This is a genomic window from Francisella sp. SYW-2 (genome assembly GCF_008711475.1).
GTDB lineage: Bacteria > Pseudomonadota > Gammaproteobacteria > Francisellales > Francisellaceae > Francisella > Francisella salimarina.
Genome location: NZ_VXKO01000005.1, coordinates 1 through 20,003, shown reverse-complemented (window position 1 = coordinate 20,003; position 20,003 = coordinate 1). Strand labels below are relative to the sequence as shown.

The following is a 20,003-nucleotide window of genomic DNA, read 5'->3' as shown; positions in this document are numbered from 1 at the left end:
TAAAGGATTAGTATGCAAATAGTTGATCAAATGAGAGATCAGGCTCTTGAAGAGTTAAATCTTGTCAGTGATAAAAAGTCTCTAGATGATATTCGAGTAAAGTATCTTGGTAAAAAGGGTGAGTTAACTGGTATGATGAAGCTGATAGCTACATTGCCAAATGAAGAAAAACCAAAGCTTGGTCAAGCAGTAAATATTGCAAAGCAAGCATTACAAAATGCTATTAATGAAAAACTAGCAAAATTTGAAGAAGCAGAATTAAATGAAAAATTAGCAAGTGAAAAAATTGATGTTACATTAAAAGGAGTAGGACAAAATCAAGGTTCACTACATCCTGTAACAAAAACACTTAATCGTATTGAAGCTTTTTTTAAGCAAAATGGTTTTGCAGTGGAGGTTGGTCCTGAGATTGAGAGTGACTATTATAATTTTGAGACTCTAAACATACCATCACATCATCCAGCTCGAGCTATGCATGATACTTTTTATATTGATGATACTCATGTACTTAGAACTCATACATCAGGTGTTCAGATTCGCACCATGGAAAAGCAAGAACCACCTATTAGGATTATAGCTCCGGGTAGAGTATATCGTTGTGATTCTGATATTACTCATACTCCAATGTTTCATCAAGTAGAAGGCTTATTGGTTGATACAGATGTTTCTTTTGCTGATTTAAAAGGGCTTTTACATGCGTTTTTAAATTCATTCTTTGAAAAAGATTTAAAAGTAAGATTTAGACCCTCATATTTTCCATTCACAGAGCCATCAGCAGAGGCAGATATGGAGTGTGTAATGTGTGATGGTAAAGGTTGTAGAGTATGTAAGCATACTGGTTGGTTGGAGGTGCTAGGTTGTGGCATGGTGCATCCAAAAGTCCTAAAAGCTGGCAATGTTGATACTGAGAAATATCAAGGTTTTGCTTTTGGTATGGGTGTCGAGAGATTAGCTATGCTTAGATATGGTATTGATGATTTGAGAATGTTCTTTGAAAATGATCTAAGATTTTTGAAACAGTTTTAATTTTTATTATTGAGGTTTATAAATGAAATTTTCACATAATTGGTTAAATGAATATTTAGATGATACTCAAGATAGCCAAAATCTAGCAGATACTTTAACTTTAGCTGGTTTAGAAGTTGATGCGATTGAGCCAGTAGTTGCTGAAAAAGTAACAGGTGTCGTAGTAGGGCAAATCAAAACTATCAACAAACATCCAGATGCTGATAAACTAAATATATGTAGTGTAGATGTAGCAGAAGAAGAACTACTAACTATAGTTTGTGGCGCTAAAAATATCTATGAGGGTATGAAAGCTCCAGTTGCAAAAATTGGTGCAGTTTTACCTGGTAATTTTAAAATCAAGAAATCAAAACTTCGTGGGCAAGAATCTTTTGGGATGATGTGCTCAGAAGAAGAGCTTGGTCTAGCTGAGAAGGCTGATGGTTTGATGGATCTACCAGCAGATGCTCCAGTAGGCAAAGATATGAATGAGTATCTAAATTTAGATGATAATATTATCGAAGTTGATTTAACCCCAAATAGAGCAGACTGCCTAAGTGTCTATGGTATTGCTCGCGAAGTATCAGCTCTTACAAAAACACAACTTAAAGATATTGAGATCAAAGCTACCGAAGTATCTTTAGAAGATACAAAAGATGTGCAAATATTAGCTGATGATGCTTGTAAGTCTTATTTGGGTTGTATTATCAAAAATGTAAATAATAAGGCCCAAACGCCATTATGGATGGTTGAAAAGCTAAGAAGAAGTGGTGTGGGTAATATTTCATTTTTTGTTGATGTGACAAATTATGTGATGTTACTAACTGGTCAGCCGATGCATGCTTTTGATTTGGATAAACTAGAAGGTGGTATTAATGTTCGTTATGCAAATGATAATGAGAAGCTAACTCTGTTAGATGAAACACAAGTTAAATTACAATCAGATACTCTAGTAATCGCAGATGATAAAAAAGCTCTTGCAATAGCTGGTGTGATGGGTGGTTTAGATTCATCAATTACAGATGCTACTACTAACATTTTCTTAGAAAGTGCTCATTTTGTACCAGAAAAGATTGCGGGTAAAGCGCGTAAATATAACTTACATACTGATTCTTCACATAGATTTGAAAGAGGTGTGGATACTAAGCTACCACAGGATGCGATGCAGTTAGCTATTAATTTAATAGTAGAAATTGCTGGTGGTGAAGTAGCGCCTATATCTGGTGTAGAAGATTCTGAATATGTAGAAAAAATTACACCTATCAATCTATGTATCAATAAACTCAATAGAGTTTTAGGCACACAGTTTACTATTGAGTATGTAGCTGAAGTTCTTACAAACTTACACATGCAAGTTACAAAAATTGAAGAGTGCTGCCTAGAGGTGATCTCACCATCATATCGTTTTGATATGGAAATTCCAGAAGATTTAATTGAAGAAGTTGCTCGTGTATATGGCTATTCAAATCTGCCTGAAACTATGCCTAAGTATCAAGCTTCTAAAATTAATATATCAGAAACAAAGCAACCTATAGATACTTTAAATGCTAGACTAGTTGATAGAGGTTATCATGAAGCTATTAATTATAGCTTTATAGATCCTAAGTTTGATGAGTTTTTCTTTGAAGAAAAGGGTATAGCTATTCAAAATCCAATATCGCAAGATTTATCTATAATGAGACAATCTTTGATACCGGGATTAATTAACTCTTTTAAAACTAATACTGCCCGTCAGCAAAATAGAATTAGAATTTTTGAGAAGGGTGCTTGTTTTAAGTTAGAGAATAACCAACGAGTTCAGTTTGATAGAATTGCAGGTCTAGCTTATGGAGATCTTTTAAACCCTAATTGGTCAAATACTAAAAAAGTTGATTTCTTTGATGTTAAAGCAGATATCGAAGGACTTTGTGCTGATGTTATAAATCTAAGTTTTGAAGTTTGTGATGATGTTAATTGGCTTCATCCAGGTCAGTCAGCTTATATACTAGCAAATGGTGAAAAGATTGGTGTAATTGGTGTGATTCATCCATCTGTTTTAAAAACATTCCAAATCAAAGCCAAAGCACCAGTAGTATTTGAGTTAGACTTAGATGTTTTAACTAACAAAAAAATACCTAGTTTTGAGAAAATTTCTAAATATCCGTCTGTATCAAGAGATATATCATTCTTAGTTGATAAATCTGTACTTGCTGGAGATATTATCAAAGCTATAAATGACCTTAATATAAGTATACTAAAAGATGTAAATATTTTTGATATCTATGAGTCTGAAGAAAATGCAAGAAAGAGCATAGCTTTAAGTGTGCTTTTCCAAGATAATGATAAAACTTTAGATGATATAATTATAAATCAAGCTGTAGATTCTGCTTTATCTATTTTAATAAATAAGTTTGGCGCAGAACAAAGAGTTTAATTCTATGTTAGAATGAAATAACATAGGCATACTCTAAAGGATGAGTAAATGTTATTTCTAGCTGTTTGTTTTATAATTACTGGTATTATAGTTGGTATTCTTTCAGGGCTTTTTGGGCTTGGTGGAGGGTTAACTGTAGTGCCACTTATGATGGTATTTGTATCAGTATATGAGCCAAGTTTTAGTGCTAATGCTATGCATATAGCAGTTGCTACATCTCTTTTCGTAATGATATTTACATCTACTATTACAACGTATTCTCACCACAAAGCTAAAAATATAATATGGAAGGTAGCTATCCCTATAAAAATTGGGGTAATAATTGGCGCTATTTTAGGTGCGATACTTGCGAGTTTCTTATCGAGTAAGATATTAAAAATATTTTTTATTATATTCTTGATTTATACTGTTATTAAATGGGCGGCTAAATCATTTTCTAAAAAGAAAAAGGACGGTAGAGCTAGTCAAAGAATAGAACCAAATAATATATTATCTATTATATATGGAAGTTTTACTGGTGCTATAGCTGTACTTCTTGGAATTGGTTCTAGTGTAATGATTGTCCCATTTTTAAAACATAAAAATTTCACAATGGGACAAGCTGCAGCAATAGCTGCTGCTGTTACTCCATTTATTGCACTACTGGGTGCTTTAACGTATATTGTTACAGGTTTTTCAGAGATATCATTACCTCATTTTTGTCTTGGATATGTATATTTACCTGCGGCTATAGGTATTATCTGCGGATCCTTAATTGGAGCACCAATTGGAACTAGGTTATCGGCTAAAATAGCACCTGCCATACAAAATATTATATACTTTGCATTTTTGATTATTATCTTGATTATAATGGTTAGTTAATAGTTGACATAACTATCTCAGAAATAGGATTGTCTAATGCATAAAGTCGCTGTTTCTATTTTATCTGTTATTTTTGTTATAAAAGGATATTCTGACGACTCAATAAACACACAACAAAAGAATTATTCTTCAGATTTGATAGAAACTGTAGATAATGTCACGATGCAGTATGGAGAATCATTAAATAAAAACAAACTCAATCAGATCGAAACTTATACCTATGATGATCTAATAAATAGTCAATTAAATATATCTTATCTTAAATATGAATCTTTTAATGGATTTAGGGTTAATGAAGTATTTTCTCATGCAATGTTAAACCCACTTAAACGTACTGGACATCCCTTATTTATGATGCAATCTAGAAAAGACGGGTTACTTGAGGATGGGTATATTTATACTGGTGGTAAAGCAGCATTTATAGATTGGAATAGGCTTCATGCAATACATAATCAAGGTACAACAAAAGACTTTTCATATTTTATAGATGGGTATGTTGCTTCTACATTATCTAAGTGGGTTAGTGCATTTGGTAGCTTAACTGTATATAACGATGGAGCAGGAACACATGTAATCCCATATTCATGGTATGTAACAGTAGGAGACTTATCTGAAAGTAATGTTTTTGGCTATATAGCAAATGATGTAGTTATGTTTGGTAATTTTGATATTGTATCAAACTTCGTATCTACTCTTACTCGATTGTATTTCATGCAATCAGGTGGAAATGCGAACTTATCGTATGCTACAGATAGTATTCTCTTAAATGCAGTTATACTTAATTCAAATACAAAAGGCTATTTTGGAACTACAAATGCTGATAGTAAGGGGGGAATAGGTTATACATTAAATGCTAAATATACATATAAAATGTCTACCGAAGGAGATTATCAATACTTTGGTATATCATATACAAACTCTTCAGGGTTTAATTCAACTACTAATGGTAGGGTTGGGATATTTGATGCTCATTATGTTGCGGCTATATCTGATTTTAACTTTTTTCTTGAAGGAGCTGTTACAGATAAAGGTGTTAGTGGTGTTAACTACTCTTCAGCAATTAGTTCAAATAAGATCTCAGGAGTTCCTTTCTTTGGATCAATTAGACCAGATTCTCAATATATTTATGATAACTTTTTAAACTCTGGTGATATGGTTGGGTCATGGTCAATACAAGGAAGTTATACCTGGAACTTATTTGAGAAAAGTCTTATAACTTATTTAGACTATTCTCAACTTTATCAGAGTACAAATAATAATGCTCTTCAATATGGTGGTGGATTTCGTTATAACATATTGTATAGCTCTTGGCTTGGCTTAGATTATACAAGTATTACAACTAAAAGTACTGACTATAAAAGCTCACAAAATTATTTGTCTATTAGTTATGTTATTTATGTCTAATATATTTCAGCCTTTCAAAATTAAATTCTTTTGTATTCCCAAACCCTCTATTTCTAATTCAAGGACATCGTTTTCTTGTAAATAAAATTAGTTGGTTTAATTTTAGGTCCACCAAGAAAATTGACTCGCTCTAAATGATCTAAATAATTCATTCCTATAGCGACTATTTTTCCAGGGTTATTAATGCAGTTAGTTATATTATTTTCGTTTATATTTTTTGTTAATACAGGTAAAGTAGTTATATCAATATTGCTTATTATAGAGGTAAGTTTGACAATATTTTGTGGTGAAATATCTGATACGAAATCTTTAATATTGTATAAAATGTCTTTTGATAAGATACATGGATAAATATCATTATTATACTTATAATGTAGAAATTTCATGATAATTCCTTTTTATTGTTAAAATTTTAGATGTATCAATAATCTTGGAGCAAGTTGAAATTATAATTAATTTAGTGCTATAAAACTAATATTACACTAACCTTTATTGAGACATTTATCGCATAATCCTCTTAACTCAAGATTCCAACTATCAACTTGATAAGGGGTAAGTTTTTGAAACTCTTTAAATATGTCTAGATTACAAAAATGTGATTCATCAACAAAACCACAATTTTGGCAGACAAATACTTCAAAACCTTGATGCTTGTGATTTTCTTTACATTTTACATAACAATTTTGACTTTCTATCCTATGGATAAAACCATGTTTTAACCAAAAATCTATTGCTCTATATACAGTAGGGGGATTTGTTTGTTTTTTTGCTGAAAGAATCTCTAAAATATCATAAGCACTTAGCGGAGTGTTTTGATTATAAATAGTTTGGAGCACTTGTTCTCGAGGTTTAGTAAATCTGTATTTATTCTTTTCACAGAAATTTTTAGCTATTTGTATACTTTTACTCATTAATAGAAGTCAAATTTTATTTAATTTACTCGACAAAGTATAACTCATTTCTTATTATTTAATAAACTGTTATATTGTAACATATTGTGTAGTTATGTATTATATCAATCAAACTTTAACTACAAGAAAACTCTATATGAAAAAATTACCTGTTACTGTTTTATCTGGCTTTCTAGGGGCTGGTAAGACTACTTTATTAAGTAATATTCTCAATAATAGTAATGGTTTAAAAATTGCTATGATTGTTAATGACATGAATGAAATAAATATAGATGCTGAGCTAATCAAAAATCATGATTCACATATTTCAAAAACTGAAGCAAAGATGGTTGAGCTTAGTAATGGCTGTATTTGCTGTACTCTGCGTGAAGATTTGCTAATAGAAGTAGAGCAGTTAGCAAAATCACAAAAATATGATTATTTAATTATTGAAAGTACTGGTATCTCAGAACCACTACCTGTTGCGACAACTTTTGAGTTTAGAGATGAAGAGGGTAAGAGTCTAGCCGATGTTGCTTATATAGATACGATGGTTACAGTAGTTGATAGTGTTAATTTTATGAATCACTATAGCTCTTCAGAGTATCTAAAAAATACTGATGAAAGCTTAGGGGAAGAAGATGACCGAGCAATAGTTGACCTTATGGTTGAGCAAATAGAATTTGCAAATGTAATCATTTTAAACAAAGTTGATAATTGTTCAGCTAAAGACAAAGATACTATCAAATCTATAATTAAAGGACTAAATGTTGATGCTGAGATTATAGAAACTGACTTCTCAAAAGTTGATATTAATAAGGTTGTAAACACTAATAAATTTGATCTAGAAGAAGCTGAAAATCATCCATTGTGGAGCAAAGAACTTTATAACTTCAAAGAACATGTACCAGAAACAGAAGAGTATGGTATTAGATCATTTGTTTATCATTCAATAAACCCTTTTGATCCGGTTAAGATAAAAAACTTTTTTGACAATGTAGAGTGGCCAGGCATAGTTAGAGCAAAGGGATTCTTTTGGCTAGCTACAAGACCAGATTATGTTGGTGAAGTTTCTCAAGCTGGTGCTTTAGTAAGGCATCAAGGTATGGGCATGTGGTGGGCTAGTATGGATAAAGAGCAATGGCCAAATACCCCAGAGTTTCAACAGATGCTAAAAGATAGATGGAATGATATCAGTGGTGATAGAAGACAAGAGATAGTATTTATTGGTCTAAAAGATGAGATGAAAGATGAGCAAATAAAAGCGGCTCTAGATGATTGCTTAATAAATGACTACTGGGATAATCCAGAAAAATATACCGATTTAGCAGATCCATTTCCTGCTTGGTTTGAATCAGATGATGAAGAGGCTTAAAAATGAGTAACTTTCAATTAACAATTCTGCTTGTGATTTTATTTGTAACGGCAATTTCTGGTATATTTCCTTTTGTAAAGAAAGCAAATAATCCTGAGGGATTTCACTTCCCAATAGGTGATGCTTTGGCAAGTGGTGTATTTTTAGGTGCTGGTCTAATTCATATGCTAAGTGATTCAGCTGGGGATTTTTCAGAACTAAATATAGACTACCCATTTCCATTTTTGATAGCAGGGATAACTATTTTACTCTTTTTGTTGTTAGAACATATAGGTGGAGCACTATCAAAGAGCAATAAAGGCAATCTATCTTTTATGGCTATAATGGCAACAATAATGTTATCTATTCATAGTTTCTTTGAAGGTGCAGCATTAGGTTTATCAGAACAGTTAAGTGTCGCATTAGTAATATTTCTAGCAATTATTACTCATAAATGGGCAGCAAGTTTTGCTTTAGCTATAAGTATTAATAAGACAAGCCTAAGATTTTTAGCAAGGATAATCCTATTTATAATATTTGTTTTTATGACACCATTAGGAATATTATTTGGACAAGCTGCACATAACTACGTTTCAAATCCATTTGTTGAGCCTACATTTACTGCTATAGCAGCAGGTACTTTTATATATATGGGAACTTTACATGGTTTAGATAGATCTGTACTTGTTAAAGACTGTTGTAACACAAAGCAATATAGTTTTGTAATTATTGGCTTTGCAATTATGGCAATAGTCGCTATTTGGACTTAGAAATTAACAATAATTTAGACTCTAATTACCGCTATAATATTTATTATTTTTGAAATTTTTACAATAATTAATTGTACCATGCTCTAATATTCCTGATTTAATTCTATCATAGCAACTTTGAGTAGGAGCAGTAACAGTCATCAACATACAGTTGCTAGGGTTATCATAGTTATTAGGTACTATATTACTTTGGAATAGTTGATTTGGGAATTTGACTTTTAAACCACTATGAGAGCCGTACCAATCAGTCATTTGATCACCAATAGACATCAACCAATATACATTTCTTTGTTCTGATAGGGCTTGTCTAAATGAATCTTTATAAGCGACTTTATCATTTGCACCAGACGCACAAAGGCTATTTTCAATTGAACCTGACAAAAATACATATTTATCAATCTGATCATCTGTAAGATTGAGATTATTTTTTAGCCATTTTGCAGTAGTAGTTGCTGAGGCAGTATTACAATATCTAGCAGTTATAAAATAGCAATCAACCCCATTTTTAAAACATTGTTTTTTTACAAAGTCAGTAATATATGGAGTTGGTTTGGTACCTTTGCTATCGTAATCATCATTAAAAGACGTTAATTCAAGAGTATTATCAATATCGAACATAATAGCAGGGTGTTTACCACTTTTCTCTATAGCTTTAATAAAGCCAATATCTTTAAATTCGTACATTAGATTATTTAAACTATCTACTAATTTTTTTGCGGTTTGGGCATACTGAGAGTTATCTATATAATCATAACCTGTTTTGCTATCCATATACTTAAATACATCTGAGTTTTTGGTAATATTTTTAGTACATTGTTTAGCATTTTCTGGTAGTTTAAAAGTATCATCATATTGTTCATCAAAAGCAGCTTCAAGCTGAGTTACTTTGTTATAGAGTTCTAATGGATCAACATTGCTTTTGTCATCATCATTTGAACATGATGTCAATACTGTTGTACCTAGTCCTAGTATTAACAATGCTTTCGATGTGGCTTTAAGTTTTTGCATAATAGTATATCTCCTTGGTTTAACTAAAATAAATCAAAAACAAGGACATAATAATTTACAAATTCAAGAGATTAACCAGCTTTTATCAAATAAAAAAATATCAACGAAAGTCTATTTAAAAGATAGCAAATAAGTGTTATGATCTACGGTTACATTAACGGAGTAAGTATTTTAAGAATACTTTCTGCAATCAGACTACCTCTGCTTGTAGTCATATGCTGTGTGCTTTGAGTAGAGTCAGCTAATATTTTGTCAGCCCACTGATATATTTTTTCGACATCGTTCTTACTATACAAAAAAGTAGCAATTTCATAATTCAAAAATAAGCTACGATTATCTAAATTAACAGAACCAAGCATAGCGATATTATTATCTATTAACACGGCTTTTGCATGGATCATATTCTTTGTAAAATGAACATCAATATCATTTGCTAAAAAATCTCTTATATAACTAGCTCTAGCACGATCAGCTAATTGATGATTAGATTTTTTAGGTGTAATAATTTTGACATCTATGCCTTTCTTTTTTGCTAGTATAATTGAGTGATATAGTTCAGCAGATGGTATTAGATATGGAGTTATTATCCAGAGCTTTTCTTTGGCTGAATTAATAGCTGTAATAAGACCAGAATATAGTTGATCTTCCTGTAAGTCTGGTCCTGAAGGTATTACTTGAACAAAACCTTCCTGAGAAATAGTGTTTTCAATTTTAAATTCAAGCTCTTCACTTGTAGCAAAGTGCCAGTCTGAGCAAAAAACTTTAAGAAAATATGCTAATGAATCTCCTTGGATTTTAAATAAAATATCATCCCACATTCCTTCATGCTCAATTGGCGACATATATTCATCACCTATATTCATACCGCCACTAAATACAGTTTGATTATCAAAAATATATATTTTACGATGATTTCTATAGTTAATATAGTTACGTAATGGATTTGATATTACCGGCATAAAAAATACAACTTGAGCACCTAATTTACGTAAGTTTTTAAATATTTTTCTATTATGGCGATATATATAGAATGATCCTAAAGAATCTATCATCATTTTAACTTCAACACCTTCAGCAGCTTTTTTTTCTAGGGCACTGATTACAAGTTTAGATGTTGTGTCATTTTTAAATACATACGTTTGAATGTAGATATTTTTCTTAGCAGCTTTAATCGCTTCCATAAAAGCTTCGAATGACTTAACCCCATTAGTATACATCTCAAAAGAGTTTTTACTTGTTAAGGTTGGTAGATCCATATTTGTAAAAACATTTATTGTTTCTATCGGCAAATTTTTGCAACTATCACTATCATTAATACAAAATGATTGTAAGCTTGATTCGCTAATATCCATATTTTCCTTTTGCCAAAAGCTACGCTTATCTTTGCGTTGGAATATAAAGAAAAAAGGTATAGCTACATACGGAATAAAAAGTATAGCTAATAACCATGCTATTATATTAGAAGCAGACTTCTTATCGACTATTAATTTTAGAACAATTAATATTGTAAATGCCTGACATACAAATAAAATAATGTTTGCTTCAAGGATGTATAGTAAATGTAGTAAGAAATTTTCCATTTATTTATATGGTGATAACAAATTATTAAGCTAGATTGTAACACAGCCCTGATTTTCTGGGTAGCTTACATTAATGGTGTCAATATCTTCATTATACTTTCAACGATTAAACTTGTGCGTTTCGTTGGTAGGTGAGATGCATCCTGTGTTGAGCCTTCTATTACAATTTCTGCCCATGTATATAATTTCTTAACTTGTTTAGGTGAGTATATAAAAGTTGCTATTTCATAGTTCAAAAATAGACTACGATTATCTAAATTTACTGAACCTAAGATAGCTATGTTAGAGTCAACAAGTACAGCCTTTGCATGTAGCATGTTTTCAGTAAAATATACGTCTATGTTACATTCGAGTAAATCTCTAATATAACTAGATCTAGCTCGATTAATTATTTTATGGTCAGAGTTTTTAGGTGTGATTACTTTTACATCTATTCCACGACATTTTGCTAATAGTATTGATTGTAGTAAATCAAGTGATGGGATTAGGTATGGTGTTATAATCCATAACCGATGTTGAGCAGAGTTTATGGCAGTAATTAATCCAGCATAAAGCTGATTTTTATGCATATCTGGACCAGAAGGTATTACCTGAGCGAAACACTCAGTTGTGATTTGACTTTCAATTTTGAAGTTTAGTTCTTCTGATGTTGCAAAGTGCCAGTCTGAACAAAAAACTTTCAGAAAGTGGACTACAGATTCTCCTTCAATTTTGAACAATAAATCACTCCACATTCCATTATGCTTAGTCGGTGACATATATTCATCACCTATATTTATTCCACCACTAAAAGCTGTGTTATTATCAAAAATAAATATTTTACGATAATTTATATAATTACGCAAAGGATTAGATATTATAGGCATAAAAAATACTACTTTAGCGCCTAGCTTTCTTAGATTCTTAAATATTCTTTTGTTATGACGATAAACATAAAATGATCCTAATGAATCTATTAATATTTTAATATCTAAACCCTCAGCAGCTTTTTGTTCTAATGCTCTTATTACAAGCTTTGATGTTGTATCATTTTTGATAATATATGTTTGAATATAAATACTATGTTTGGCTGATTTTATAGCCTCTATAAATACTTCAAATGACTTTGTTCCATCAGTATAAATATCAAACGAGTTTTTCATAGTTAGAGTAGGCAACTCAAGATTTGAGAATGTTCTAATAACACTAACAGGTAAGTCCTGACAACTATTTTGATATATACATGATTTATCAAATGATTCGGTATCATCCATACTCATAGCATTTTTTTGCCAAAATTTACGCTTATCCTTACGCTGAAAAATAAAAAAGAATGGGATCGCAACGTAAGGAATAAAAAGTATAGCTAATAGCCAAGCTAATATATTTGATGGTGATTTTTTGTCAACAATTAGTTTTAAGACTACAAAAATGGTAAAAGCTTGACATATAAACAAAATTGTATTTGCTTCTAAAATATATACTAGACTGTTTAGGAAGTTTTCCATGGTAAAACTAAATAAAAGAAATATAAGAAAAATTTTATCATAATGATAGCAATCTATATAGCTATGTTATGTTGACCAAATCTTTTAGTGACAAGTAAAATTATAATGGAAATGATAACTACGGTTAATATTAGATATAGAGGCGTTAATATATATCCCTTAGCGATCCCTAAGCTCGCTAGAGCTAAAAAAGCACCATTAAACACTGCAAAACTAATATTATAACTAAAACCTAATCCACTAGCTCGTACTCCTGGCGTAAATAGGGTGCTCGCATAATTAGATGCTACTCCAACAACAAGTCCCATAAAGATATTGTTAATAAGCATTATTCCTAAAAGATATTTTGAATTAGTTATAACACTATAGTAGAAAAAGCTTCCAAATATCATTAAGCCTAAAGCACCAATCAAAAGTATACGTAAAGGTGTAAATTTATCAGCAAGATATCCTGCAGGTATAGAAACTACTGAAAAAACAAAAAGATTAATAAGTATTAAACTAGGTCCATTTTCTATATGATTTAGCTGAAAGTAAGTTGGTAAATATAATGAGAAAAACCCAACTACCATAGCAAATATTGAGACTGCAGCTGTTGCTCTTACGATTGCGAGCTTTTCTGTTTTAAATAAATCAATTAATGGAACTTTGTGATGATCTTTCTTATTTAAAAAAGTGTTGGTTTCATGTATCTCTTTTCTAAAAAAATAACTAATAATAGCAGCAAGACCACCAAACATAAAAGCTACGCGCCAAGCATAATCATCAGTAAGAAAATGAGTTGTTATAATCTTTGTAATCTCTGCAAAGAAAATACCAAAGTTGATAAAGCAAAAAATAATTCCGCAAGCAAGACCGCCATTTTTAACTAAAGATTCCTTTACAAAAACTACAGCACTTGGGATTTCGCCACCAATTGCTGCTCCTTGGATAATTCGTAGTACTACAAATAGTAATGTGGCCAATATACCTGCATTCTGATATGAAGGTAGTAGTGCTATCAAAAAAGATGCAAGACCCATAAATAGTATTGTAAGAATAAATGATTTTTTACGTCCGTATCTATCGCCAATATGTCCAAATAATATTCCACCAAATGGTCTAGCAAAATAACCTACTGCAAAAACCGTAAATGCAGAGAGCGCTTGTAATGCAGCAGATCCTTCTGGTGGAAAAAATGTCTTGCCTAAGACGATTGCAAACATACCGAATATGACAAAGTCATAAAATTCTAACATTCCACCAATGCTTGTTAGCAAAATCGTTTTAAAATCATCTTTTTTAAGCATATTTAATTAAGTATAATTACAGTCAAATTGTATCTATGATAGCGAAAACGCTAGTAATTTAATATCATGAAAATTGAAAATGTCGCTAAAAGGAAAGTCCAAAAAGGACAGAAGCTTTTGCCTAATATAAAAAATATAATCTTGGTTGCATCTGGTAAGGGTGGTGTTGGTAAATCAACTGTTACAGCTAATCTTGCAGTTAGTTTCGCAAAGATGGGGGCTAGTGTTGGTATATTAGATGCTGATATCTATGGTCCTAGCCAACCAACATTATTTGATCTGAAACAGAACCCTAATACAACAGATAAGAAAAAGATTATTCCGTTGGAAAAATACGGAGTTAAGATGATATCTATAGGAAATTTAATTGACTCTGAATCAGCAGTAATTTGGCGTGGTCCTATTGTATCTAGAGCGTTGATGCAACTTTTGAATGATACTGACTGGGGAGATCTTGATTATTTATTTTTAGACTTGCCACCTGGAACAGGAGATATTCAGCTTACTATCTCTAAAAATATGCCTGTAACAGGAGCTGTAATCGTTACGACGCCACAAGACTTATCACTGATTGATGCAAGAAGAGCACTTGCAATGTTCCAAAAAGTTGATATAAAAACTCTTGGTGTCATAGAGAATATGAGTTACTATATTTGTCCGAAATGTGGTAATAATGATCACATCTTTGGTGAAGATGGTGCTCATCTATTGTGTGGTAAAAATAACATTGAATTTTTAGGAAATTTACCACTACATAAATCTATCCGTGAAAATGCTGATAATGGAAAACCATATGTCAGTTTAGATAAAGATGATGCTATCAATACTAGTTATATGACAGTTGCTGAAAATATTGTGAATGAAATTGAAAAACTACCTAAAGCAAGTAGTTTAGATTCTATTGGTGTTAAATTAGAAAATTAAGAGAGAAATAATAGTAATGACTATAAAATCAGATAAATGGATCAAAAAAATGTCTCAAGAGCATAATATGATAGAACCTTTTGAGGCAGGACAAATTAAAGTTTCTAATAACCAAAAAATCGTTTCTTATGGAACTTCAAGTTATGGATATGATGTACGTTGTGCTGATGAGTTTAAAATATTTACAAATATAAACTCTTCAATAGTCGATCCCAAAAGCTTTGATGATAAAAACTTTGTAGATTTTAAAGGAGATGTTTGTATTATTCCTCCTAATTCTTTTGCCTTAGCTCGTACAGTTGAGAAATTCAAAATCCCAAGAGATACTCTAGTAGTCTGCTTAGGTAAATCCACATATGCTAGATGTGGAATTATTGTTAATGTAACTCCTCTTGAGCCAGAGTGGGAGGGCTATGTAACTTTAGAATTCTCAAATACAACACCATTACCAGCTAAAATATATGCTAATGAAGGTGTAGCTCAGATGCTATTTTTCCAATCAGACGAAGAGTGTGAAACTTCTTATGCAGACAAGGGTGGTAAATACCAAGGCCAGGTTGGTGTCACATTACCTAAGTGTTAGTTTTACTATCTATTCTACCTCTAATATCCTGGAATGCCCTTAAACCAAATAAATGCATACTTGCATAAATATAATCAAAAATTCCAGCTTGTATAGCTTCATAATTAGCCCAAACTGTATCTGTTGTATACATATACAGTTGGATTGGTAAACCTTTTTCTGTAGGTTGTAATTCTCTTACAATAAATAACCAACCAGGCTCTGTATGAATTTTTGGATGATCTTTAAGATAGTGTTCTAAGTATTTTCTAAACAATGTTGTATTAATCAATTCGTCCTTATTACAAGAGTTTATAATATCATCCATATAATTTAGTTTTCTTAAATTATCAAGAGTTTCGACATCACAAAACTTAATACTATCAACATCAATATTGAAAGATCTTTTGATCTGTCTGCCACCCATTTCAAACATACCACGCCAATTTTTAACGCTATTTGTGATTAATGAGTAAGTAGGAATGTTATAGATTGTCTTATCAAAACCTCTAATTTTTACAGTATTAATTGATATTTCTTGGACAGTTCCTTCTACACCTAATGACTGTATACTTATCCAATCACCAACTCTAACCATATCTAAAGCTGCTACTTGAATATTAGTAGCAAAGCCTAAAATTGTATCTTTAAAAACTAGCATCAACACTGCTGATAGTGCGCCTAAGCCAGTTAAGAATGCAATAGGTGATTTATTTAGTAACAAAGATATTACTAATATTACTCCAACTAAATATAATAAAATCTTTACTACTTGTGCATAGCTTTTTAGAGAGTAATATTTAAATTCATGAAGGGATTGAAAATAGCTAAAAATAGCATCAATCAAAGATATAAAAAAAGAAATTATTGATATTGTAATGTATACCTCAGCTATTAACTGGATAAAGGAAACTAATTGTGTAACCCACGGATACTCATTACTACTTATAAATCCAATTACAATATATATAAAAACAGCAGGAGCAATATGAGCCAACTTATCAAAGATTTTGTTTCTAATAAGTGATTTGCCTAATGATGAGTTAGCCTTAAAAAAAATCTTTTCAGCAAGGGTTGATATATATTTGCTAATTATCTTATTTATGAGCCATGAGAAGAATAGAGCAGCTAACAATATTACTATAAAAGTCAAGACTACCGTTAACGTAGAATCGTTTGTCAACTCTATATAATATTCCTTTAAAATATTCATTATATCAAACTTCCTTAGTTTTCTATTTTGTCTCTTTACTAGGTAATAATTCTGCTATCTGAATGACTATTCTTGTCATAAGGTCTGATTGTAAATAACTCCAGATCCTCTCTAATTCATTATTCTGAGCTAATTGGGTACTTGCGTTTGATTGCCAGAACATTTGTGCATTAACGGTACTATCAGGAACAACTGGTGTTTTGACCTTAGGTTTAACAACATTATATGTTATCGTATATATCGCAAGGAAAGTATTATTTGATGCTCCACCGACAACACTGGTCATTTGGGTATTTTTGGTAGCACTTTGAATATTTATTATATAATCTGCATCTTTTTCTTGTTTTTTACTTTTTATAACAGTGGCTCCATAGCCAATAAGCCTACGTCTTAACTCAGTAATTAAACTTGGAGGTGCTCCACTTGCATTATAAATATAGAACTTAGTATCAATAAGGCTACTAAAATTCCCAGCATTACCATCAGCAAGGTCACCACGAAGGTGGAATCCACAACCTGATAACAATGTAGCAATTATTAATAAATATAAGGTCTTAGTATAGTTTTTTATCATTGTATATACCTATTTGACTACAATATTGATTAATTTCTGAGGCACATATATAACTTTTATTATTTGCTTATTTTCGATAAAAGTTTTGATATGCTCATCATCTAATACCTCTTGTTCAACTTGATCTTTTGTTAATGAGGCATCTAATTCAAGTTTTGCTTTAACCTTACCATTTATCTGTACAATTAAAAGAAACTCATCTTTTTCAAGAGCTTTATCATCAACTATTGGGAATTTAGTATGTAGAATATCATCTCCTAGACCGATCTCTTGCCATAAATAATGACAAATATGTGGCGTAAAAGGTGATAATATCCTCAATAAAATACTAAAGCCTTCTGACTTAACACTATCAGATAAATTATCATAATTGTTAAGTGTATTTAAGATTTTCATACATGCTGAAACAACTGTATTAAATTGACTCTTTTCAAAATCAAAAATAGCTTGTTTCAAATTAGCATAGATCTCATAACGAGCTTTTTTATCATTTTTTGATAATGCTCCAGTATCTATAGTGACATTTTTTGCTAATATCTCTTTATTTGTACAAGCATAATTATATACTTTACGTAGGAACTTATTAGCTCCATCAACACCAGTTTCTGACCATTCAAGTGATTGCTCAGGAGGCGCTGCAAACATACTAAATAACCTAACAGTATCAGCACCATATTTATCAATAAGCTCTTGAGGATCAACAGTATTGCCTTTAGATTTAGACATTTTAGCGCCATCTTTTAGCACCATACCTTGTGTTAATAGGTTTTTAAATGGCTCATTAGAAGTTATTAAACCTTCATCACGCATTAATTTATGGAAAAATCTTGCATAAAGCAGGTGCATAATAGCATGTTCAATACCACCAATATATTTATCAACTGGCAACCAATAATTAGCTTCTTCATTTAGCATTTCATTAGCAGTAGGGCATGTATATCGTGCATAATACCAAGATGATTCAAAGAACGTATCAAACGTATCGGTCTCTCTTTTAGCAGGTTTTCCACATTTTGGACAAGCGACATCTAGAAACTCAGGTATATCCTTCAGTGGAGACCCAGCTTCTGTAAGAGTTACATTTATTGGTAATTTAACTGGTAAGTTTTCTTCTTTTTCAGGAACAACACCACAGTCATTACAATGTATCATAGGAATAGGACATCCCCAGAATCTTTGACGTGAGATACCCCAATCATGAATTCTAAAGTTAGTAGTTTCATAGCCCTTATTGTTATCAAAAAGGTATTTTTTCATTGCTTGATATGCTTTTTTGAAATTCAAGCCATCAAACTCTCCAGAGTTAGTCAAAATACCTTTTTCTGTAAAGGCTTCTTTATCTAAGTCTAATTTTGACTTATTATCACTAGGCTTAATAACTTGTTTTAGAGCAATATTATATTTTTGTGCAAATTCCCAATCTCTTTGATCATGTGCTGGGACTGACATTACAGCTCCAGAGCCATATCCCATAAGAACAAAGTTTGCTACCCATACATCTATAGTTTCACCAGAAATAGGGTGGATTACTTTTATAGATGTTTTGAAACCTTTCTTTTCTTGAGTAGCCAAATCAGCTTCCATAGTTGATAATTTCTTACATTCCTCTATAAAAGAGGCTAACTCAACATTAGTTTCTGCTTGTTCAAGAGCAAGAGGATGCTCAGGTGCTATACCCAGATAGCTAACTCCCATAAGAGTATCTGGACGAGTTGTAAATACCTCAATTTCTTGATCAGAATTTTGAATTTTAAACTTAACAGTCAGACCTTTTGATTTGCCAATCCAGTTAGTCTGCATAGTCTTCACAGCTTCTGGCCAACCATCTAACTGGTCAATATCTTTTAGAAGTTCATCTGCATAATCTGTGATTTTCAAGAACCATTGCGGAATTTCTTTCTTCTCTACCAAAGCTCCAGATCTCCAACCTCTGCCATCAACCACTTGCTCATTTGCAAGTACTGTTTGATCAACAGGATCCCAATTAACTACTGAATTTTTACGGTATGCTAAGCCTTTTTTGTATAGTTGAATAAAGAACCATTGTTCCCATTTATAATAATCTTCATCACAAGTCGCTATTTCTCTAGACCAATCAAAGCTAAACCCAAGAGAATCTAGCTGTGATCTCATATATGCAATATTGCTTTTTGTCCACTCATAAGGAGATTTTTTGTGTTTTATTGCAGCATTTTCTGCAGGTAATCCAAATGCATCCCAGCCCATAGGGTGAAGGACATTCTTACCTTGCATCTTTTGATATCTTGCAATTACATCTCCAATTGTATAATTACGCACATGTCCCATATGAAGGGTACCACTTGGATATGGTAACATTGACAAACAATAGAATTTTTCTTTATTCTTATCTTCTGTAGCTTTAAATGAATCATTTTTACGCCAATATTCTTGGGCTTGTTGCTCAATCCGAGTAAAGTTATATTCGCTCATTTAGATATTAATTCCAGTTAATAATTTATTGAAAATATAATTGCTTAATTTTATTTGAAAATGAGTAAAATATCTAGGAAGTTTATTATGATATCTCTGTACACGATAAAAAATATTGAAAGGACTGATTAAAGCCTTATATATTCATTATTTGCGAAAGATGAAAAAGTACTTTAATCAGCTAAGAGGAAGTCTATCTGAAATATTCAATTGGCACA

The 20,003-nt window shown here is 31.5% G+C and carries 17 protein-coding genes; 8 read left to right on the top strand and 9 right to left on the bottom strand.

Annotated features, from left to right (window positions below; translation table 11 throughout):
• Nucleotides 1-12: 12 nt before the first annotated feature.
• Genes pheS through F3D57_RS10330 form a run of 4 tightly spaced genes read left to right on the top strand, consistent with a single transcriptional unit; the run spans nucleotide 13 to nucleotide 5,683 of the window.
• Entirely contained in the window at nucleotides 13-1,026 is a 1,014-nt protein-coding gene (gene pheS, locus F3D57_RS02855; RefSeq protein ID WP_150465129.1) for a phenylalanine--tRNA ligase subunit alpha, read from the top strand.
• Nucleotides 1,027-1,048: 22 nt separating this feature from the next.
• Nucleotides 1,049-3,418, top strand: coding sequence for a phenylalanine--tRNA ligase subunit beta (gene pheT / locus F3D57_RS02850; RefSeq protein WP_150465128.1), 2,370 nt, complete (start codon nucleotides 1,049-1,051; stop codon nucleotides 3,416-3,418).
• 48 nt (nucleotides 3,419-3,466) lie between these two features.
• Nucleotides 3,467-4,279, top strand: a complete 813-nt coding sequence (locus tag F3D57_RS02845) for a sulfite exporter TauE/SafE family protein (protein ID WP_150465127.1) — start codon at nucleotides 3,467-3,469, stop codon at nucleotides 4,277-4,279.
• A 36-nt stretch (nucleotides 4,280-4,315) separates the two neighbouring features.
• Entirely contained in the window at nucleotides 4,316-5,683 is a 1,368-nt protein-coding gene (locus tag F3D57_RS10330; RefSeq protein ID WP_150465126.1) for a hypothetical protein, read from the top strand.
• A 53-nt stretch (nucleotides 5,684-5,736) separates the two neighbouring features.
• Here F3D57_RS10330 and F3D57_RS02835 read toward each other — a convergent pair whose 3' ends face one another.
• Together F3D57_RS02835 and F3D57_RS02830 are read right to left on the bottom strand one after the other, a co-directional pair.
• The gene (locus F3D57_RS02835; protein ID WP_191092339.1) at nucleotides 5,737-6,069 is read right to left on the bottom strand and encodes a hypothetical protein; all 333 of its coding nucleotides are present in this window, start codon (nucleotides 6,067-6,069) and stop codon (nucleotides 5,737-5,739) included.
• A 96-nt stretch (nucleotides 6,070-6,165) separates the two neighbouring features.
• On the bottom strand, nucleotides 6,166-6,594 hold the full coding sequence (locus F3D57_RS02830) for a Fur family transcriptional regulator (RefSeq protein WP_013923137.1): 429 nt from the start codon (nucleotides 6,592-6,594) through the stop codon (nucleotides 6,166-6,168).
• A 136-nt stretch (nucleotides 6,595-6,730) separates the two neighbouring features.
• Here F3D57_RS02830 and F3D57_RS02825 point away from each other — a divergent pair, with 136 nt between their 5' ends.
• Both F3D57_RS02825 and F3D57_RS02820 read left to right on the top strand, forming a co-directional pair.
• On the top strand, nucleotides 6,731-7,948 hold the full coding sequence (locus F3D57_RS02825; protein WP_150465125.1) for a GTP-binding protein: 1,218 nt from the start codon (nucleotides 6,731-6,733) through the stop codon (nucleotides 7,946-7,948).
• 2 nt (nucleotides 7,949-7,950) lie between these two features.
• A complete protein-coding gene (locus F3D57_RS02820; RefSeq protein WP_146421369.1) occupies nucleotides 7,951-8,697 on the top strand; it encodes a ZIP family metal transporter in 747 nt (248 codons plus the stop codon).
• A 21-nt stretch (nucleotides 8,698-8,718) separates the two neighbouring features.
• Here F3D57_RS02820 and F3D57_RS02815 read toward each other — a convergent pair whose 3' ends face one another.
• From F3D57_RS02815 to F3D57_RS02800, 4 genes are all read right to left on the bottom strand, one after another.
• Nucleotides 8,719-9,705 carry an HAD family acid phosphatase gene (locus tag F3D57_RS02815; RefSeq protein ID WP_150465124.1) on the bottom strand — a complete coding sequence of 329 codons (987 nt, stop codon included), beginning with the start codon at nucleotides 9,703-9,705 and terminating at the stop codon, nucleotides 8,719-8,721.
• 149 nt (nucleotides 9,706-9,854) lie between these two features.
• A complete protein-coding gene (gene cls / locus F3D57_RS02810; protein ID WP_150465123.1) occupies nucleotides 9,855-11,285 on the bottom strand; it encodes a cardiolipin synthase in 1,431 nt (476 codons plus the stop codon).
• A 65-nt stretch (nucleotides 11,286-11,350) separates the two neighbouring features.
• Nucleotides 11,351-12,772, bottom strand: a complete 1,422-nt coding sequence (gene cls, locus F3D57_RS02805; RefSeq protein ID WP_150465122.1) for a cardiolipin synthase — start codon at nucleotides 12,770-12,772, stop codon at nucleotides 11,351-11,353.
• A 53-nt stretch (nucleotides 12,773-12,825) separates the two neighbouring features.
• Nucleotides 12,826-14,061 (bottom strand): MFS transporter, encoded by a 1,236-nt coding sequence (locus F3D57_RS02800; protein WP_150465121.1) that lies wholly within the window; start codon nucleotides 14,059-14,061, stop codon nucleotides 12,826-12,828.
• Nucleotides 14,062-14,124: 63 nt separating this feature from the next.
• On the opposite strand from F3D57_RS02800, the gene F3D57_RS02795 reads away from it, so the two are divergent.
• Nucleotides 14,125-14,985 carry an Mrp/NBP35 family ATP-binding protein gene (locus F3D57_RS02795; RefSeq protein WP_150465120.1) on the top strand — a complete coding sequence of 287 codons (861 nt, stop codon included), beginning with the start codon at nucleotides 14,125-14,127 and terminating at the stop codon, nucleotides 14,983-14,985.
• Between the two features lie 16 nt (nucleotides 14,986-15,001).
• A complete protein-coding gene (dcd, locus tag F3D57_RS02790) occupies nucleotides 15,002-15,568 on the top strand; it encodes a dCTP deaminase (protein WP_013923129.1) in 567 nt (188 codons plus the stop codon).
• Here the strand turns inward: dcd and F3D57_RS02785 are convergent.
• Genes F3D57_RS02785 through leuS form a run of 3 tightly spaced genes read right to left on the bottom strand, consistent with a single transcriptional unit; the run spans nucleotide 15,558 to nucleotide 19,785 of the window.
• The gene (locus F3D57_RS02785; protein WP_150465119.1) at nucleotides 15,558-16,760 is read right to left on the bottom strand and encodes a mechanosensitive ion channel family protein; all 1,203 of its coding nucleotides are present in this window, start codon (nucleotides 16,758-16,760) and stop codon (nucleotides 15,558-15,560) included. The two genes, dcd and F3D57_RS02785, sit on opposite strands and share 11 nt — an antisense overlap.
• Before the next feature lie 22 nt (nucleotides 16,761-16,782).
• Entirely contained in the window at nucleotides 16,783-17,334 is a 552-nt protein-coding gene (gene lptE / locus F3D57_RS02780; protein WP_150465118.1) for an LPS assembly lipoprotein LptE, read from the bottom strand.
• 9 nt (nucleotides 17,335-17,343) lie between these two features.
• Nucleotides 17,344-19,785, bottom strand: a complete 2,442-nt coding sequence (gene leuS, locus F3D57_RS02775; RefSeq protein WP_150465117.1) for a leucine--tRNA ligase — start codon at nucleotides 19,783-19,785, stop codon at nucleotides 17,344-17,346.
• Nucleotides 19,786-20,003: the final 218 nt, after the last annotated feature.

Bases quoted from the DNA above. Each gene is read 5' to 3' on its own strand.
- dcd (WP_013923129.1), top strand. From the start codon at position 15,002: ATGACTATAAAATCAGATAAATGGATCAAAAAAATGTCTCAAGAGCAT.
- F3D57_RS02820 (WP_146421369.1), top strand. From the start codon at position 7,951: ATGAGTAACTTTCAATTAACAATTCTGCTTGTGATTTTATTTGTAACG.
- lptE (WP_150465118.1), bottom strand. From the start codon at position 17,334: ATGATAAAAAACTATACTAAGACCTTATATTTATTAATAATTGCTACA.
- cls (WP_150465123.1), bottom strand. From the start codon at position 11,285: ATGGAAAATTTCTTACTACATTTACTATACATCCTTGAAGCAAACATT.
- pheS (WP_150465129.1), top strand. From the start codon at position 13: ATGCAAATAGTTGATCAAATGAGAGATCAGGCTCTTGAAGAGTTAAAT.
- F3D57_RS10330 (WP_150465126.1), top strand. From the start codon at position 4,316: ATGCATAAAGTCGCTGTTTCTATTTTATCTGTTATTTTTGTTATAAAA.
- F3D57_RS02825 (WP_150465125.1), top strand. From the start codon at position 6,731: ATGAAAAAATTACCTGTTACTGTTTTATCTGGCTTTCTAGGGGCTGGT.
- pheT (WP_150465128.1), top strand. From the start codon at position 1,049: ATGAAATTTTCACATAATTGGTTAAATGAATATTTAGATGATACTCAA.
- F3D57_RS02835 (WP_191092339.1), bottom strand. From the start codon at position 6,069: ATGAAATTTCTACATTATAAGTATAATAATGATATTTATCCATGTATC.
- F3D57_RS02785 (WP_150465119.1), bottom strand. From the start codon at position 16,760: ATGAATATTTTAAAGGAATATTATATAGAGTTGACAAACGATTCTACG.
- F3D57_RS02830 (WP_013923137.1), bottom strand. From the start codon at position 6,594: ATGAGTAAAAGTATACAAATAGCTAAAAATTTCTGTGAAAAGAATAAA.
- F3D57_RS02800 (WP_150465121.1), bottom strand. From the start codon at position 14,061: ATGCTTAAAAAAGATGATTTTAAAACGATTTTGCTAACAAGCATTGGT.
- F3D57_RS02815 (WP_150465124.1), bottom strand. From the start codon at position 9,705: ATGCAAAAACTTAAAGCCACATCGAAAGCATTGTTAATACTAGGACTA.
- F3D57_RS02845 (WP_150465127.1), top strand. From the start codon at position 3,467: ATGTTATTTCTAGCTGTTTGTTTTATAATTACTGGTATTATAGTTGGT.
- leuS (WP_150465117.1), bottom strand. From the start codon at position 19,785: ATGAGCGAATATAACTTTACTCGGATTGAGCAACAAGCCCAAGAATAT.
- cls (WP_150465122.1), bottom strand. From the start codon at position 12,772: ATGGAAAACTTCCTAAACAGTCTAGTATATATTTTAGAAGCAAATACA.